Origin of the sequence: Qipengyuania sp. GPGPB31, from assembly GCF_038396345.1 — a bacterium.
Lineage (GTDB): Bacteria > Pseudomonadota > Alphaproteobacteria > Sphingomonadales > Sphingomonadaceae > Qipengyuania > Qipengyuania citrea.
In genome coordinates, this window is sequence record NZ_CP149572.1 from 1,260,770 (window position 1) to 1,277,747 (window position 16,978).

Below are 16,978 nucleotides of genomic sequence, written 5' to 3' on the forward strand. Positions count from 1 at the left end.
CGGCCATCGCGGGCCCTCTGGCGGGCAGATGACCGCGCATATCCAGACTGGCCTTGCTAATGCGAGTGACTCTCATTACCAGCGCGCCGAACAAACATTCAGAACAAGGGATTCGTCGATGAAGGCTATTCTGGCCACCACCACTGCCACGCTCGCACTTACGCTGGCCGCCCCCGCTTTTGCCCAGGACGCGCAGGCCGACACGGACAATGAGACCGCCCAGGCGGATGCCAGCGCCATCGTGGTGACCGGGACGCTGAGCGAATTCGGCGCGATCAAGTCGGATACTCCCATCGTGGAAGTCGCGCGCTCGATCTCGATCGAAACGCAGCAGGACTTCGTCATCAAGGGCGCGCAATCGCTCGACGATGCGCTGACCTATACGGCTGGCGTCACGGCGGAACCGTTCGGCTTTTCCACCCGCGGCGATTTCGTCCAGGTTCGCGGCCTCGATGCACCGGAGTATCGCGACAACCTCCAGTATCTGTTCGGTTTCTACAACAACACGCGGCAGGACCTTTACACGCTCGAACAGGTCGAGGTGCTTAAGGGCCCGGCCTCGGTGCTCTATGGCGCGGGCGCGCCTGGCGGCATTCTCAATGTGGTGACCAAGCGCCCGCATGGCGAAAGCGAAGGTCAGCTGCGCGTCGATTACGGCAGCTTCGATCGCAAGCAGATCGCGACCGATATCAATGTCGCGATCCCCGGCGCGGAGGACGAAGCCCAGTTCCGTTTCGTCGGGCTATACCGCGATGCCGATTCGCAGATCGAGGAAGTCTCGGACAACAAACTCGTCCTCGCGCCGTCCTTCACCGCGCGTCCTGCTTCCGGCACCGAAATCACCATCCTGGCCAATTACTCGGATCAGGAATCGGACACCGCGCACCAGTTCCTGCCGGTCACCGGCACACTTCTGCCCGCACCCGGCGGGCAGGAAATCGATCCCTATGTCTACCACGGGGCCCCGGGCTTCAACGCGTACGACACGCAGAGCTTCGCGCTGTCGCTGATCGTCGAACAGGAGCTGAACCAGGCATTCTCGCTCGAAGGCATCGGCCGCTACATGCGTTCGGATGCCGAATACCGGCAGGCGTGGATCGCCTTCGCGGGCAACGGAGTGCCGCGGCTGGACGCCGATGGAAACGGGCTGTGGACCTATTACCTCGCCGACAACCGCAGCGAACAGATGGCCTTCGACGTGCGCCTGCGCGGCGAATTCGACACCGGGCCGATCGAGCACGAACTTCTCGCCGGCGTCCAGTATCAGGATGTCTTCACCGACAGCGACACCGCCTACATCTTCAACGGGGGTGTCCTCAATGCCTTCGATCCGCAGTACCAGAACATGCTTAGCGTGGACGAAGTGCGGCAGGCACAGGGCAATGGCCCGCGCAACTTCATCGATACGACGGGCTATTACATCTCCGACACGATGACGCTGGGCAATCTCGTAGCCACGGCGGGCATCCGTTTCGACGAAGTGACCAATGCGGTCGAGAACGGTACAACGCAGGAAGATGATGCGACCAGTGTCAGCTTTGGCGTATTGTATCGCGGCCCGGCAGGCATTTCGCCCTATGCCAGCTATGCCGAGAGCTTCCAGCCGGTTGTGGGCATCGACACGATAACCAACCAGCAGCTCAAGCCGCAGGAAGGTCGCCAGTATGAGGTGGGGATCAAATGGCAGCCGCGCGGCGTCAATGCGCTGGTTACGGTGGCGGCATTCGACATCGAAATTTCCAACCTGCCGAACCCCAATTCGCTGTTTGGCGCCAACAGCCAGCAGGAAGGCGTATCGAAGGTCCGCGGTGTCGAGTTCGAGGCCAACGCGCTGCTGGGCGGACTGCGGCTCGACGCGAATGCCAGCTACCTCGATGCCGAAGACCCCAACGGCCTGCCGCTCTCGTCGATTTCGGACTGGCAGGCCTCGCTCTTCGCCCTGTATGATTTCGCTGGCGCGCTCGACGGCTTCAGCTTCGGCGGCGGCGTGCGCTATGTCGGCGGCAACGAAAGCAGCGGCATTTCGGCCCTCGACGGGAATCTGCTGACCTACCGCGTCGACGGCCGTACGGTCGGTGATCTTTCGGCGGGCTATGATTTCGGGCCCTTCGAACTGCGCGTGACCGCCCGCAATGTCACCGACGAGGACTATTTCTCGGTCTGCCTCGTGCGCGGCGACTGCTTCCCCGGCGAACGCCGGTCGATCAACGGCTCGCTGGCGTTCAACTTCTGATGGTCAGCCCGGAGCTTATCTGGCTGGCGGGTGCGCTGGCGGTGATGGGTATCGCCTTGCTGCGAATGTCTTGGGGCCGGCCCGGCCGGGCTGCAGGGCTCAACGCCCTGGGCTGGGCTGCGCTGGCCATCGGCGTCGTCATCGGCGGGGCCGTGGCGGGCGCCTGGGGGATCGCGGTCACGTCGCTGTTCGCGGTCGGGACTGCGATAGCGATCCTCGCGAAAGCGGTGTTCGAACACCCGCGCCGCCAGCGACCCGCGCGGCCGCTGCGTGAAACCGAAGCGTTGAACGGCGTCGGCGGCACGCGGATCGGGCAGGCACTGGCGACCTTTGCGATCGCCGGGCCATTGGCGCTCGTCGTGTCGGTCCTGTTCGCACTTGCGGCGCGTCTGGCGCTGATCGCGGCAGGCGCGGGTGAAGCGAATGGCAATGTCGCCGTTCTCGGGCTGGTGCCGCTGGTATGGCCGATACTGGCTTTTGTCCTGCTGATCACCCAAACCCGCGGGAAGCAATTGCTACTCACCAGCGCGGTTGCGATAGCGGCGCTGGCGCTGGCCGTTCTTGTGGGGGGATTTTGATGAGCCTGGGATTTGCCAAGGAAACCGTCCGCAAGGGCCTTGCCGCCCACACCGCGCTCGGCCTCGTGTGCTGCGCGCTGCTGTACCTGATCTGCGCGACCGGCACGGCGATTGTGCTGTACGAGGAATGGCAGCGGTTCGAGCAGCGCGATGCACCCGAAATGACCGCGATCGAACCTGCGGCGGTCCAGCGCGGGATCGAGAACGTGCTGTCGGTCGAAAACGATCGCGCAACCACCACCCACCTCTTCGTGCACATGCCGACCGACGCGCTGCCGCGGACGACGATCACCACCGATACGCAGGCATTCCATGTCGATGCCGACGGCACCATCGTGATGCCAGAGGAGAACGCCTGGTCTGAATTCCTGCTGGCGCTGCACTACCGGCTCAACCTCCCCGCGATTTACGGAATGACGCTGGTGGGTGCATTCGGCGCGATGATCGTCGCGCTGTCGATCTCGGGTATCGTCGCCCACCCGCGCATCTTCCGCGATGCCTTCCGCCTGCGCGCGCGGCGCCGCGACGCGGTCGCCACAGTCGACTGGCACAATCGGCTGGCCGTGTGGACCCTCCCCTTTGCCCTTGCCATATCGCTCACCGGCGCCATGATCGGCCTGTTCTACGTCTCCGGCGGCATTGTGGCCGAAACCGCCTATGACGGCGACAGCGAGGCAGCGCTGGCCCCCATTTTCGGCGAGGAAGCCCCGCAGGACCCCGCCAGCGCTCCGGTCGCCGACGCGCGCCCGGCGCTGGCGCATATGGCGCGAGCCTATCCCGAGGTGGAGCCCTATTACGTCATCCTGCATGATCCGCGCACAGCCGGCCAGCACATCCAGATCGTGGGCGAGCATCCGCGCCGGCTGATTTTTGGCGAGTATTACGCTTACGGTCCGGACGGCGAATTCCACGGAACCACCGGCCTCGCCGATGGGTCGATCGGGCAGCAACTGGCCGCCTCGACCTACAATCTGCACTTCGGCAATTACGGCGGGTTGCCGGTCAAGATCGCCTATATCGCCTTCGGACTCGCGCTGACCGCGGTGGTGGCCACCGGGACCTTCATCTGGCTTAACAAGCGGGCCCGCCAGGGCCGCCCCGCCCCGCGCACGAGAGCGGTCTGGTCGGGCTTCGTCAGCGGTGTGCCGATAGCGCTGGTGACCACGCTGCTTGCCCGCCTGCTGATCGGTAATGGCGCACCTTTTGTCGCACTGTTCTGGGGCACGCTGGCACTGACCGTGGCGGTCGCGCTGTTGCGTTTGCGGCGCGACCGCGAGGCCGCGTCCGGACCGGCGCTCGCTCCCGCTGAGTAACCGGCCCGGACCGCGTCGCCGGTATCAGTCGCCCAGCGCTTTCTCGATCGCGCCAAGCGGCACCAGTTTGAAGTTCTGCGCCCGGCCGTCGTTCACGCCGTCCTGCGCGATGAACAGCCCGCCGGGGAAGTTCGGGCCGAAGTCACCGCGCTGCGCCTCGATCCCGTCGGTTTCCTCGGTACTGCCATATTGCCCTGCGGCGATACGGAAGCGGCCCGCGGGGGTCACATCCGGCAGCGCGTAACGCATGTAGGTGTTGTCGCCCTGGCTCGAGGCATAAAGCCAGCCGCCCTCATCGCCCTCCGGAACCAGGGCAAGACCTTCGAGATCGGCCACGATCTTGCGCCCATCGACCGCGGCGACGAGTTCGCCCGCCGTCGCACCGCTGCGGAAGCGCCAGATCCCGGCCGCTTCCTCGCCGATATAAAGCGTGCCATCGCGGTGATCGACGGCGCAGCCTTCGGGCTGCGAAGGAACCTGCATCGTGCGCAGTTCGCGCGCGGTCGGGGTATCGCTCAGCGTGATTTCCCATTCGCCGATCCGGCCGCCCTTGGGCGCGGTATAGACGATCAGCCGGTCGCCGCGCCGGGTCCCGCAGATGCCGTAGGCCTCGCCAGGTCCGGACGTGACGCTGCCCAGTTCGACAAGCGATCCGCTGGCCGTGTCCAGCCGGAACAGTGCGATCCGCGCCTGTGCCAGATCGCTGCGGTCGCTGGCGAAGACGACGATGCCCTGGTCCCCCATGTCGACCAGATCGACATTGTTCAGCGCCGCATGGGCAGTGAAGCTCTTCGGCTGGCCGCCGAGATCATAGACATAGAGCCCCGCTTTCTTGTCGGTCGCAACGATCAGACTGTCGGCGGGCGCAGCGGCGTTGCGCCAGATCGCCGGGTCGTCCGCCGCATCTTCATTGGCTGTCACCACCGGCTGGGTTTCCGCCACCGCGTAAACCGGCACGGCGGGGTCGCCCGGCGCGGGTACGGTGGCGCAAGCTGCGGTCAGGCCGATCCCGGCAAGTGCGAATATACGAAAATCCCTGCGCATCAGAAAGTCACCCTCACGCCGCCCTTCATGGTCCAATTGTACTCTTCATATTGATACAGGTTACGCCCGCCGCCGAACCTATTGTAGGCGAAGTACTTGGCATTGTTGATGTTCACCCATTCGTAGAACAGCTGAACGGAATCGGTCACGCGGTACTTGGCCGACAGGTCGAGCTGGAAATGGTCGTCGACATAGCGATCGAGATCGCTCGTGTCGGACAGCTCGTCGAGATACTTGTCGCGGTATGTGCCCGACAGCCGGATATCGATCGGGCCCTTGTCGTATCCGACTGAGAAATTGGCGGTGTGTTTCGCCGTCGCAGGCAGCGGGATCGATCGCGGTCCCTCGCTGGCCAGCGTGGTCACCGTGCCATCGGCATCGGTGAAGGTGTAGTTCGCCTGCACCACGAAGCCGTCGAGCGTGCCGGTAAAAGCCTGCGAAAAGCCCAGCTCGATACCGAAGATGTCCGCTTCGTCCCCATTCCGGGCGATCGTCGCTTCGTCGAAGGCGATACCGCGGAAGCTGCCCGCGACATCTGTGTTCACATCGACGATGAAATTGTCGAGGCTTTTGTAGAAGACCGACGCATGCAGCGCGCCGGTCGCGCTCATGTAATACTCTGCCGCAGCGTCGAAATTCCAGGCTTCGGTAGGCAGCAGCGCGGGGTTGCCGAATTCACCGCTGCGTTCGCCGTCGTCGGCTTCCTCGACGGCGAAATGGGGTGCCTGCTGGAACGGCGATGGCCGCACGATCGAACGGTAGAAGCCGGCGCGCAGCACCAGATCGGTTTGCGGTTCGTACCGCAGGTTGAGGCTGGGCAGCCAGTGATCGTAATTCTTGTCGATCGCGGCTGATGACACGAGGACCGTGTCATCAGCCGCGATCGACCCGTCGGGCAGTGTCCCGTCTTCTTCGACCAGCAGGACGCTGTTGCCCACCAGCGTGTTGTCCGTGTGCTCGTAGCGCAGGCCATAGACCACGCGCAGGTCCGTGCTTTCCCAGCGGCCGAGCAAATAGCCGGCCATGATGTCTTCAGCGACTGCAAAATCCTCGACCGCGCTGTCGAATGCGCTGTCGATTTCCTGCAATTCGAAATCGCCGAAATTGGCGCGGAAGAAGTTGGACCCTTCGGTGAAACCTGCAACCGGCCCGATCCCGGTCAGGCGATAGGTCTGTCCTTCGCCCAGCGCGTCGTTCAGCGTCATGGCGTCGTTTTCGTAGAACTCGACGTTCGCGTCATAAGTCTTGTCGCGCCAGCGGCCCTTGAAACCCACCTGTACGGTGAACTCGCCATTGTCAGCCGCGAAGCGGCGTCCCAGGTCGAACTTGGCGGCCCATTCCTCGTCCTGCGCATCCGACAGCGCGACGAATTCGATATCGTTCAGCGCATAGGCACCGGGGTCGGTGAAATCGCCCGTCGGATCGGTGACGCTGTAGAGCGGGATGCGCGGATTGGCGAAGTCGAGAGCGACGCCGAACCCTTCTTCCTCATATTCGCGTTCGAATGCGATGGGATCGAGGCTGCCGTTCTCCCGCTCGCTCGATTTTGCCCAGCTCGCCGAATAATTGGCGAACCAATCACCCCAATCGCTTTCGCCGCCGAAAACGAGCGAACGGATCTTCTGCGATTCGAAGCGGTCCTTGACGTCGCGCTCGACGGTAATCGCCGCGTCCTCGTCGGGGTCGGGATCGGTGTCGCTGTAACCGACCGTGCTGCCTGCGCCCGTAACGATCGCATCGCCGAGATCGAAGATCAGGCGCCGGCGGCTCTCCTGGTCGTCGAACTGGCTGTAGACGCCGCGGGCATACAGTTCGGTGCTCTCGCCCGCGCGAAGGTCGAGGCCGAGCGTCGCACTGATACGTTCGCGTTCGACATCGTAGTCGCGGTATTCGAGATCCTCGGCATAGATGACGCCGTCGTCCTCCTCCCACCCGTCGGCTTCGATATTGTCGGTTTCGAAGGTGCGGCGGTAATAGCTGACGCCGCCCGAAATGCCGAAATTTTCACCGATCCGGGTGGCGAAATCCAGGGTGCCCTTGGGGCTTATCTCATCGGCGTAATCGTTATAGCTGCCTTCGACCTTGGCGGTCAGCAGACGCGTCTTACGGTCGAACGCGCTGGTGGTCTCGATCTCGACCGACGCGCCGATCGTGTCGGCATCCATATCGGGCGTGAGCGATTTCTTCACTTCGATCGATTCGATGATGTCCGAAGATACGACGTCGAGCGCGACCGCGCGAATATCGGCCTCCGGAGACGGCAGGCGTACGCCGTTGAGCGATGACGAGACGAGATCGGGCGACAGGCCGCGGACCGATACGAAACGGCCCTCGCCCTGGTCGTTGAGGACATTGATGCCGGGCAGGCGGCGCAGGCTTTCGGCGACGTTCTGATCGGGAAACTGGCCGATCGCGTCGCGTGTCAGCACGTCGGACACGCCATCAGCTTCCTTCTTGCGCGACAGGGCGCTCGAAAGGTTCGCGACCTGGCCGACGACCAGGATCTCGTCGTCGCCAAAGCCGGTCATCGCGATCTCTGCGCGCACCGTGCCGGTGGCCGGGACGGTAATCACGCGCCTGACCGTTTCCGCCCCGACATAGCTGATTTCGAGCGTGTAATCGCCCGCCGGAACGTCTGCGAAGAGGAACGAGCCATCGCGCTCGGTCGCGGTCACGCGGTCGATCTCGACAATGCGCACCTGCGCGCTGCGCAGCGCGATGGTGTCGGTGGCATCGGATACGGTGCCGGCAAGATCGCCGGCCTGCGCCATGCCGGGAAGTGCCAGCGCCGCAATGGCAGCCCCGGCAAGAAGCGTATTCCTGATTCTCATTATTGCCCTCCGCTATCGTTGAGAGCCGCCTAGGCGCGCAGTTTGACTGCGATATTTCCGCATCGCGTCGGTTTGCGGACAATTGCGCGTGCGCTGACGCGGTTGCGTCACAAAGCGCGAGGGGCGTGCCGCGCGCTATTTTGGCCTGCGCAAGAAAGTGCGGGCCAAACGCTCCAATTGTGTGTAGGGGCGCCTCCGACTGCGGGCAGTGCCCGCGCCGCGACCAGCCGGGCACCCCCCGCCCGTGCATACGCGCAACCGAAAGAATACCATGCCCCTTTCCAACCTCCCGCCGGTTATCGGCGAGGCTTTGAGCGCCCGTGGCTACGACGCGCTTACCCCCGTCCAGCAGGCCGTGACCGAACCCGAAGCGCACGGCCGCGACATGATTGTTTCCGCGCAAACCGGGAGCGGCAAGACCGTGGCCTTCGGCCTGGCGCTTGCTCCCGAACTGCTCGACGCGGTTGGCGGCACGCCCCTGTCGGAGAAGCCGCTGGCACTGGTGATCGCGCCGACGCGCGAGCTCGCGCTACAGGTCAGCCGCGAACTCGGCTGGCTCTATGCGGGCGCCGGACTACGCATCGCTACCTGCGTCGGCGGGATGGATGCCAGCAAGGAACGCCGTGCACTGCGCGCCGGTCCGGCGATCGTCGTCGGGACGCCCGGCCGCCTGCGCGACCATCTCGAGCGCGGCGCGCTCGACCTGTCGGGCCTGGTCGGCGTGGTGCTCGACGAAGCCGACGAGATGCTCGACATGGGGTTCCGCGAAGATCTCGAGGAAATCCTCGATGCGACTCCCGATACGCGCCGCACGCTGCTGTTCTCCGCCACCATGCCGCGCCCGATCGAACGGCTGGCCGAACGCTACCAGCGCAACGCACTGCGCCTGTCGCTTGCCGGCGAAACGCGCGGGCATGGCGACATCGCCTATCAGGCAGTCACCGTCGGCCCGTCGGAGATCGAGAACGCGGTGGTCAACCTGCTGCGCTTCCACGAGGCGGAAACCGCGATCTGTTTCTGCGCCACGCGCGAAAGCGTGCGCCGCCTGCATGCCACGCTGCAGAACCGCGGCTTCGGCGTCGTCGCGCTGTCGGGCGAGCATTCGCAGAGCGAGCGCAACCAGGCGCTGCAGGCGCTGCGCGACCGGCGCGCGCGGGTCTGCGTGGCCACCGATGTCGCCGCGCGCGGGATCGACCTGCCCACGCTCAGCTTGGTGATTCATGTCGAGATCCCGCGCGATGCCGAGACGTTGCAGCACCGTTCGGGCCGCACCGGCCGGGCGGGCAAGAAGGGCACCGCCGCGCTGGTGGTGCCGTACAACCGCCGCCGCCGCGTCGAAGGCATGCTGCGCGGGGCGCAGATCGAGGCCGAATGGCTCGATGCACCGACCCCCGAGGCGATCCGCGCGAAGGACCGCACGCGGCTGATCGAGCGGCTGACCGAACCGCGCGAGTTCGACGAATACGAACGCGAGCTTGGCGCCCAGCTGATGGCGAAGATGTCGCCCGAGGACATCGCCACCGCGCTGGTCCAGACGCTGCGCGCCGAGATGCCCGCACCCGAGGAGCTGATCGCCAACACCCCCGAGGCGCGCGACCGGGCGAAGGCCGAACGCCACCGTCCCGGCTTCGAGGACGTGGTGTGGTTCCGCATGAGCATCGGCCGCCGCCAGAACGCCGAACCGCGCTGGCTGCTGCCGCTGATCTGCCGCCGTGGGCACATCACCCGCAACGAGATCGGCGCGATCCGCATCGGCCAGCACGAGAGCTGGTTCCAGGTCCCGCGCCCGATCGCCGCCAAGGTTGCCGAGACCGTCACCCGCACCGCCTCGCCCGAGGACGAGCAGGACGAGATCATGATCGAGGAGGCCCCCGACGGCCCCCGCATCGAGGCCCGCGAGAACCGCCGCAAGCACGCCGATGGCGGCGGCCGGGTCGATCCCCGCCCCGCCGGCCGCGGCCCCCACCGCAAGCCCGGGGGCAAGCCGCCCTTCAAGAAGGGCAAGCCCGGCACCGGCAAACCCGGCGCAGGCAAGGGCGCGGGCGCGGGCGGCAAGCCCTTTGCCGGAAAGCCCAAGTTCAAGGGCAAGCCGAAAGGCAAGGGCAAACCCGCAGGTCCGCGCGGCGACTGACCCGCGGACCCGCCGGGGTTCAATTGGTCATCAGCAGGGGAATGCGCACGTCGGACAGCATCCGGCGTGTCGCCCCGCCGAAGATCCGTTCGGTCAGCCGCGTGCGGCCATAGGCGCCCATCACGATCAGCCCCGCCTTGCGCGCTTCCGCCGCGCCCAGCAGCGTCGCCGCGACATCCTTGTCGCCGCATTCGAGCTCGACCATCTCGCAGGCGATCCCGTGCCGCGAGAGGTAGTCCGCCCCCTTCACCGGCGGCAGGTCGAGCGCATCGGCCGACTTGCCCGTTTCGCCGACCGTGGCGAGATAGACCGCCCCCGCTTCGCGCAGCAGCGGCAGCGCCGCCTTGAGCGCATGCGACGCCTCGGCCGATCCGTCCCACGCAACCAGTGCGGGGGCACCGGTTTCGAAGCGGGTGTAGGTTTCGGGCAGGACCAGCACGGGGCAATCGGCGGTCAGCGCCAGCTCGCCCGCGGTGAAGGACGGCGTGCCCTTGGCGGTATGCGCATCGCGCGCGCTGATCACGATGAGATCGCTGAGCGAGGATTCGCGCAGCATCGCGAGCGCGACCGGGCCGGCGGATTCGACCCAGTTCCACGACACGCCCTCGTTCGCGAGGTCGGTCAGCGTCCGCTCGCGTAGCTTCGCGGCTTCCTCGCGCCAGACGGGGACCATGGCGGCGAAGGCGGCGCCGTGGAAGTCGATGGTCGCCGCGGCTTCATAGGGCATGGCGTGCAGCAGCGTGAGATGCGCATCGAACTGTCGCGCCAGATCGAGCGCGGCATCGAGCCGGCCGGTAAAAGCCTCGTCATCGGCGGCGTTGAACAGGATCGTTTTCATTGATCGTCTCCCAGCTTGCGGTCCGGCCGGGGGGCCGAGTCCCCGCTTGATGCCACCAGTATAGCAACGGTCCGGCAACGCTCCTTGATCGAGATCAATTCGCGCGCATTCATGGACCGCGAAACGCGCGCCCGAAAAGCGTGACCTTCGCTGCCGCTCATGCCCGCCCCGCGGCCGCCCGCGTGCGCGAGAGCAACGCGAGAAGCGCGGTTTCATCGGGCTTGCGGACCACGCCGACATAGCGCCCGCCGCGCAGCATGACCTGCCAGATACCGCTCGCCACCCGCCATTCGAGCTCGGGGATCGTGACCTTCCGATCGGCCTGCCTCGCCGCGCGCGCGGCCTCCAGCGCCGCCTCGAGCCGCGCCCGCCCCGCCTCCGAACGCACCGACCCCAGCGCCACGTCCCACGCCGCCGCAAAGCCTTGCGCCCCGGGCCGCGCACGTAGGCGATAGGCCGTCTCGCGCGCCATCGAAACGCCGCGCGCCGCCGCCGCGACCGAACGCGTCGCGGCAAGGTGACCGATGAACTCCGCCTGCCGCACGGGCGTCCATCCATCGGCGCGATGACGCAGCGGGACGGCGTGGAACGGCGGGATAGTAATGGAGGGCCTGCGCGGACGCGCGGAGCGCGGTGGGTAGTGCTTCATTCGAGAGGATAAGGCACGGGACAGGGTGTGTAGGAAAGCCCTGCCACCACGGCGTCAGCCCAGCCCACTTCGTCATCCCAGCCCACTTCGTCATCCCAGCGAAAGCTGGGATCGGCCGCAATCAAAGCACCACGTCGAACAGATCGTCCCACGCAGGGTTCACACCCTCGATCAGCTCGATCTTCCACGCACGCTTCCACGCCTTCATCGCCTTCTCGCGCGCGATCGCGTCCTCGATGCTGTCATGCTCTTCGGCATAGACAAGCCGCGTCAGCCCGTACCGGCGACAGAAGGCGGAGCCCTTCCCCTCCCGATGCTGAACGATCCGCCGAGAGAGGTCGGCGGTCACGCCGATATAGACGACGCCGTCCTTGCGGTTGCTCATGATGTAGACCCATCCACTCATGCGCCCCGAAAGCTAGCAGCGTGCGGCGAGCGATCCCAGCTTTCGCTGGGATGACTGAGTTGGGATGGGAAGCGGACGTTGCAGTGGGCGACGCTTTGAGTCATCCCATCGCTGGCGAAACAGATAGGTGATGGGTGATGGGGACACGGACATTTACAGCGCAAGTAGGTGACAATGGGTCCCAGACCATCATCACTTTTTACAGGGAAATACCCGGCGGCTGGAAGCTCGATTTGCGAAACGCTCAGGGGCAGCATGTCGCTAATGGCGACCGTTGGGTCGAGACGATTGACGATTTGGTTCTGCAGCTCGGCAACTTCACAGACGATGATCTAATGTGGCACACGGAAGAAGATGAGCCAGTATCGTTCTATGCCGCCGTTAAAGAATGCACGCTGCATTCACAAATTACGTGAGCCGGTGGCGGTATCAGGTCGCTAACGGCCATCCATCTTACCCGCCCGCGTGGTAGAAATCATACACCTGCTGCGCGACGCCTGCGCTGATCCCCGGCGCGCGTTTCAAATCGTCCAGCGCCGCGGCCCTCACCTTCCCCGCGGTGCCGAAATGCAGCAGCAGCGCGCGTTTGCGCGAGGGGCCGATACCCGGGATCTCGTCGAGTGGTGAGGCGGTGATCGCGCGGCTGCGTTTGGCGCGGTGGGCGCCGATGGCGTAGCGGTGGACTTCGTCACGCAGCGTCTGGAGATAGAACAGCAGCGGCGAATTGACCGGCAGCGTCTTTTCGCGCCCGTCGGGAAAATGGAACACCTCGCGCCCCTCGCGCCCGTGATGCGGGCCCTTGGCGATGGCGATCAGCGGGACGTCCTCGATCCCCATTTCCTCCAGCGTGTCGCGCACGCTCGACATCTGCCCCTTCCCGCCATCGATCAGCACCAGATCGGGCCAGATCGCCTCGTGCCCCTTGCCCTCGGTGCGCGCGTCGAGATCGCGGCCCGCTTCGGCCAGCTTGCGGAAGCGGCGTTCCATCACTTCACGCATCATGGCGAAATCGTCATTCGTCTGCGCGGTCCTGATGTTGAACTTGCGGTACTGGCCCTTCTCGAAACCTTCCGGGCTGGCGACGACCATTGCGCCCAGCGCCTTGTCGCCCTGGATATGGCTGTTGTCGTAGACCTCGATCCGCTGCGGGACCTCTTCCAGTTCGAGGAATTCGGTGAGCTCGCGCAGGACCTTCGCCTTGGTCCCGGTTTCGGCCAGCCGCCGCTCGAGCGCCTCGACCGCATTGCGGCTCGCCTGCTGCATCAGCTTGCGCCGCGTACCGCGCTGCGGGATCGAGATCGCCACGCCGTGCCCGGCCTTCTCGCACAGCGCCTCGGCCACGAGGTCCTGTTCGGGCAAGGCGCGGTCGACGAGGATGGTGCGCGGCGGCGGCACTTCCTCGTAGAATTGCAGCAATACGTCGGACAGCACCTCTTCCTTCTCGAGCTCGCCCGTATTGCGCGGGTAGAAGGTGCGGTGGCCCCAGTTCTGCCCGCCGCGGATGAAGAAAGCCTGCACGCCCACCTGCCCGCCCTTGGCGGCGAGCGCGAAGACATCGGCATCGCCCACGCCCTGCGCGTTGATCGCCTGGCTGCCCTGGATGAAGGTCGCAGCGCGCAGCCGGTCGCGCAGGATCGCGGCGGTCTCGAAATCGAGCTCCTCCGCCGCCTTCGCCATCTGTTTTTCCAGATCCTGCTGTACCGCGCTCGACTTGCCGCCGAGGAAGTCCTTCGCCTCGCGCACCAGTTTCTCGTACCCCGGCTCGTCGATCCGGCCGACGCAGGGCGCGCTGCAGCGCTTGATCTGGTAGAGCAGGCAGGGCCGGTCGCGATTGTTGAAGAAACTGTCGGTGCAGCTGCGCAGCAGGAACAGTTTCTGCAGCGCGTTGAGCGTCTTGTTGACGCTGCCCGCGCTGGCGAAGGGGCCGTAGTAATTGCCCTTGGCCTTGCGCGCGCCGCGATGCTTGGTGATGCGCGGGAAGGCGTGGTCGGCGCGCAGCAGGATGAAGGGAAAGCTCTTGTCGTCGCGCAGCAGCACGTTGAACGGCGGGCGATAGCGCTTGATCAGCTGCGCTTCGAGCAGCAGCGCCTCGGCCTCCGAATTGGTGACCACGATTTCCATCGCGCGGCACTGGCTGATCATCCGCTGGATGCGGTTGGTGAGGCCCTTGATCTGCGTGTAATTGGCGACCCGCGCCTTGAGGCTGCGCGCCTTGCCGACATAGAGCACGTCGCCGCGCGCATCGAGCATCCGGTAGACGCCCGGGCGCGGCTTGAGCGTCTTTACCGTCTCGCGGATCGCGGTGATGCCCGCTTCGAGATCGGGCTGCGCACCGGCCACGGTCTTGGTGGCGCGGTCCTCGTGGAACCGCTCCTTGCCTCTCGGATCATGCGGGGAACCGGCTTTTGTGCGCGACATGCGATCGGAGATAGTGCGCCGCATCGGCTTGTGCAAAGCCGGTTTTGCCGCCATCCCCCGGGCGATGGACCCAACCAAAATTGCACCGCCGCGCACGGTCGGCTTCTGGGGGACCTCGCTGTTCCCGCTCAACGGGATGGTTGGCGCAGGAATTTTCGCGCTGCCCGCCGTGCTGGTGGCGGCAGTGGGCAATTTCGCCCCGTGGATGATGCTGGTCGGCGGCATCCTCTTCCTGCCGCTGGCGCTGTGCTATGCTTGGATGGCCACCCGGTTCGAGCATAGCGGCGGATCGGTGCTTTATGGCGAGGCCGCCTTCGGGCGCTTCGTCGGCTTCCAGGCCGGCTGGGCGCGCTATGCCAGCGCGATCGTGACCGCGGCGGCCAACATGCATGTGATGGTCGCCTATCTCGCCGCGCTGTTCCCCGGGCTGGCGGGACCCGTCGCCTCGCCCGTCGCGGTGGCGGTGGGGCTGGCGCTGATCACCGCGATCAATCTCTACGGCATGCGCGCCTCGGTCGGCGCGCTGGGGGTGATGACCGCGATCAAGCTGCTGCCGCTGGGCGCGCTGATCCTCTCGGCCTTCTTCGCGGGCGGCGAGATGGGCGCGGTGACGCTGCCGCAGTTCAGCGAGGTCGAGACGGTCATCCTGCTGACCTTCTATGCCTTCATCGGCTTCGAGGGCGTGGTCGAGGCGGCGGGCGAGTTCAAGCATCCCAAGCGCGACGTGCCGCTGTCGATCGTGACCATGGTGAGCGGGGTGACGCTGCTCTACATGGCGATCATCTGGGCCTTCATCGCGATCGGCCCCCAATTCGCGGGCGAGGACAATGCGCTGGCGGGCGTGGCAGGCGCCTCGATGGGGCAGATCGGGTCGCTCGCGATCGTCGTCGCGGCCAGCTTCAGCATCGGCGCGAACAATTTCGCCAGCGGCGTGGCGCAGCCGCGGCTGATGTACGGAATGGCCGAGCGCGGCATGCTTCCGCGGTGGTTCGAATATGTCCACCCGCGCTTCCTTACCCCGTTCAACGCGATCCTGTTCTACGGCGTGGCGGCAATGCTGTTCGGCCTGTGGGAAGGCTTCGAAGTGCTGGCGATCGCGGGCACGCTGGTGCGGCTGGTGACCTATGTCGTGACCAGCTGCGCGCTGCCCGTGCTCGAACACCGCGAGGGGCGGATCGACCCGCTGCACCTGTTCTGCGTGGTCTTCGCGGTGGCCAGCTCGCTGTTCATCGCCGCGCAGGCGCAGACGCAGTCGTGGCTGGTGTTCGGCGGGCTGCTGGTGGTGGGCACGCTGCTCTATTTCATCGCGGCGCGCCAGAAGCCCGAGTATCCGCTCGACGAGGCATAGATGGCCGAGGATTTCGATGCGATCGTCCTGGGCGCCGGCGCGGCGGGGCTGATGTGTGCGGCGCGTGCGGGGCAGCGCGGGCGGCGCGTGCTGCTGCTCGAACGCGCGGCGACGCCGGGCAAGAAAATCCTGATCTCGGGCGGCGGACGCTGCAATTTCACCAATATCGGTGCGGGTCCGGCCAATTACCTGTCGGCCAATCCGCATTTCGCCAAATCGGCGCTGGCGCGCTACACCGCGCGCGATTTCCTCGCCCTGGTCGAAAGCCATGGCATCGCCTGGCACGAAAAGACGCTCGGCCAGCTGTTCTGCGACGGGTCGGCCAAGCAGATCGTTGCCATGCTGCTGGAGGAATGCGCGAAGGGCGAGGTAGACCTGCGCTGCGGCGAGGAAATCGCCTCGGTCGAACAGGCCGGCGGGTTCACCGTCACCACGCAATCGGGCACGTTTCGCGCGCCTTCGCTGGTGATAGCCACCGGCGGACCCTCGATCCCCAAGATGGGCGCGACCGGCTATGCCTATGACCTCGCGCGGCAATTCGGCCTCAAGGTGGTCGAGCCGCGCCCGGCGCTGGTGCCGCTGACGCTGGGCGGCGAGGAAGTGCTGTTCCGCGACATTTCGGGCGTGTCCGCAGCGGTGGTGACCAGCGCGGGCAAGGCGCGCTTTGCCGAGGCGGCGCTGTTCACGCACCGCGGACTGTCGGGACCCGCGATCCTGCAGGCGAGTTCCTACTGGCGTCCGGGCGAGCCGATGTTCGTCGATTTCCTGCCCGACGAAAGCGGCGATTTCTTGCTCGACGCCAAGCGCGCCGCGCCCAGATCGACGCTGCGCGCATGGCTGCGCGAACGCCTGCCCGCGCGGCTGGCCGATATCCTCGCCGAGCGGCTGGGGCTGGAGGTCGAGTTCGGCAACGCGCCCGACAAGGCCTTGCGCGGGGCGGGCGAACGGCTGAAGCGCTGGACGTTCCAGCCCAACGGGACCGAGGGCTTCGCCAAGGCCGAGGTCACCGTCGGCGGGATCGCCACCGCCGAGCTCTCCTCCAAGACGATGGAAGCCAAGCGCGTGCCCGGCCTTTACGCGATCGGGGAGGCCGTCGATGTCACCGGCTGGCTGGGCGGCTACAATTTCCAGTGGGCCTGGGCCAGCGGCGTGGCGGCGGGCGAAGCGCTCTAGCCGGATTGCCCGCCCC

13 protein-coding genes are annotated in these 16,978 nt (G+C 65.9%); 7 read left to right on the forward strand and 6 right to left on the reverse strand.

The genetic code is table 11. The annotated features are described in order from the left end of the window. The first annotated feature begins 118 nt into the window (after positions 1-118). From WKH79_RS06490 to WKH79_RS06500, 3 genes are read left to right on the forward strand one after another with little or no spacing between them, the layout of a single operon-like run. Positions 119-2,233: a TonB-dependent siderophore receptor gene (locus WKH79_RS06490; protein ID WP_341859970.1), complete on the forward strand. Its 2,115-nt coding sequence runs from the start codon at positions 119-121 to the stop codon at positions 2,231-2,233. Next, positions 2,233-2,811 (forward strand): hypothetical protein, encoded by a 579-nt coding sequence (locus tag WKH79_RS06495; RefSeq protein WP_050599365.1) that lies wholly within the window; start codon positions 2,233-2,235, stop codon positions 2,809-2,811. Before WKH79_RS06490 ends, WKH79_RS06495 begins: the two co-directional genes overlap by 1 nt. Further along, positions 2,811-4,124: a PepSY-associated TM helix domain-containing protein gene (locus WKH79_RS06500; RefSeq protein ID WP_341859971.1), complete on the forward strand. Its 1,314-nt coding sequence runs from the start codon at positions 2,811-2,813 to the stop codon at positions 4,122-4,124. Before WKH79_RS06495 ends, WKH79_RS06500 begins: the two co-directional genes overlap by 1 nt. Positions 4,125-4,148: 24 nt before the next feature. Here WKH79_RS06500 and WKH79_RS06505 read toward each other — a convergent pair whose 3' ends face one another. Continuing rightward, on the reverse strand, positions 4,149-5,168 hold the full coding sequence (locus tag WKH79_RS06505) for a phytase (protein ID WP_341859972.1): 1,020 nt from the start codon (positions 5,166-5,168) through the stop codon (positions 4,149-4,151). Further along, entirely contained in the window at positions 5,168-7,999 is a 2,832-nt protein-coding gene (locus tag WKH79_RS06510; protein ID WP_341859973.1) for a TonB-dependent receptor, read from the reverse strand. The genes WKH79_RS06505 and WKH79_RS06510 overlap by 1 nt, the downstream gene beginning before the upstream one ends. A gap of 271 nt (positions 8,000-8,270) precedes the next feature. Here WKH79_RS06510 and WKH79_RS06515 point away from each other — a divergent pair, with 271 nt between their 5' ends. Next, positions 8,271-10,130, forward strand: coding sequence for a DEAD/DEAH box helicase (locus tag WKH79_RS06515; protein ID WP_341859974.1), 1,860 nt, complete (start codon positions 8,271-8,273; stop codon positions 10,128-10,130). Positions 10,131-10,149: 19 nt separating this feature from the next. On the opposite strand, the gene WKH79_RS06520 is transcribed toward WKH79_RS06515, so the two are convergent. The 3 genes from WKH79_RS06520 to WKH79_RS06530 form a co-directional block, all read right to left on the reverse strand. Next, on the reverse strand, positions 10,150-10,968 hold the full coding sequence (locus WKH79_RS06520; protein ID WP_341859975.1) for a universal stress protein: 819 nt from the start codon (positions 10,966-10,968) through the stop codon (positions 10,150-10,152). A gap of 157 nt (positions 10,969-11,125) precedes the next feature. Further along, positions 11,126-11,617: a hypothetical protein gene (locus tag WKH79_RS06525; RefSeq protein WP_341859976.1), complete on the reverse strand. Its 492-nt coding sequence runs from the start codon at positions 11,615-11,617 to the stop codon at positions 11,126-11,128. Positions 11,618-11,738: 121 nt separating this feature from the next. Beyond that, positions 11,739-12,023, reverse strand: a complete 285-nt coding sequence (locus WKH79_RS06530; RefSeq protein ID WP_341859977.1) for a GIY-YIG nuclease family protein — start codon at positions 12,021-12,023, stop codon at positions 11,739-11,741. A gap of 137 nt (positions 12,024-12,160) precedes the next feature. Between WKH79_RS06530 and WKH79_RS06535 the strand changes: the two genes are divergently transcribed. Next, entirely contained in the window at positions 12,161-12,439 is a 279-nt protein-coding gene (locus tag WKH79_RS06535; RefSeq protein ID WP_341859978.1) for a hypothetical protein, read from the forward strand. Between the two features lie 37 nt (positions 12,440-12,476). Here WKH79_RS06535 and uvrC read toward each other — a convergent pair whose 3' ends face one another. Next, positions 12,477-14,441: an excinuclease ABC subunit UvrC gene (gene uvrC / locus WKH79_RS06540; protein WP_341859979.1), complete on the reverse strand. Its 1,965-nt coding sequence runs from the start codon at positions 14,439-14,441 to the stop codon at positions 12,477-12,479. A gap of 64 nt (positions 14,442-14,505) precedes the next feature. Between uvrC and WKH79_RS06545 the strand changes: the two genes are divergently transcribed. Further along, the gene (locus tag WKH79_RS06545) at positions 14,506-15,789 is read left to right on the forward strand and encodes an APC family permease (protein ID WP_341859980.1); all 1,284 of its coding nucleotides are present in this window, start codon (positions 14,506-14,508) and stop codon (positions 15,787-15,789) included. Further along, positions 15,790-16,962 (forward strand): NAD(P)/FAD-dependent oxidoreductase, encoded by a 1,173-nt coding sequence (locus WKH79_RS06550; RefSeq protein WP_341859981.1) that lies wholly within the window; start codon positions 15,790-15,792, stop codon positions 16,960-16,962. Positions 16,963-16,978: the final 16 nt, after the last annotated feature.

Coding starts and splice junctions, on each gene's coding strand:
- WKH79_RS06520 (WP_341859975.1), bottom strand. CDS start 10,968: ATGAAAACGATCCTGTTCAACGCCGCCGATGACGAGGCTTTTACCGGC.
- WKH79_RS06510 (WP_341859973.1), bottom strand. CDS start 7,999: ATGAGAATCAGGAATACGCTTCTTGCCGGGGCTGCCATTGCGGCGCTG.
- uvrC (WP_341859979.1), bottom strand. CDS start 14,441: ATGTCGCGCACAAAAGCCGGTTCCCCGCATGATCCGAGAGGCAAGGAG.
- WKH79_RS06550 (WP_341859981.1), top strand. CDS start 15,790: ATGGCCGAGGATTTCGATGCGATCGTCCTGGGCGCCGGCGCGGCGGGG.
- WKH79_RS06505 (WP_341859972.1), bottom strand. CDS start 5,168: ATGCGCAGGGATTTTCGTATATTCGCACTTGCCGGGATCGGCCTGACC.
- WKH79_RS06535 (WP_341859978.1), top strand. CDS start 12,161: ATGGGGACACGGACATTTACAGCGCAAGTAGGTGACAATGGGTCCCAG.
- WKH79_RS06490 (WP_341859970.1), top strand. CDS start 119: ATGAAGGCTATTCTGGCCACCACCACTGCCACGCTCGCACTTACGCTG.
- WKH79_RS06500 (WP_341859971.1), top strand. CDS start 2,811: ATGAGCCTGGGATTTGCCAAGGAAACCGTCCGCAAGGGCCTTGCCGCC.
- WKH79_RS06525 (WP_341859976.1), bottom strand. CDS start 11,617: ATGAAGCACTACCCACCGCGCTCCGCGCGTCCGCGCAGGCCCTCCATT.
- WKH79_RS06495 (WP_050599365.1), top strand. CDS start 2,233: ATGGTCAGCCCGGAGCTTATCTGGCTGGCGGGTGCGCTGGCGGTGATG.
- WKH79_RS06530 (WP_341859977.1), bottom strand. CDS start 12,023: ATGAGTGGATGGGTCTACATCATGAGCAACCGCAAGGACGGCGTCGTC.
- WKH79_RS06545 (WP_341859980.1), top strand. CDS start 14,506: ATGGACCCAACCAAAATTGCACCGCCGCGCACGGTCGGCTTCTGGGGG.
- WKH79_RS06515 (WP_341859974.1), top strand. CDS start 8,271: ATGCCCCTTTCCAACCTCCCGCCGGTTATCGGCGAGGCTTTGAGCGCC.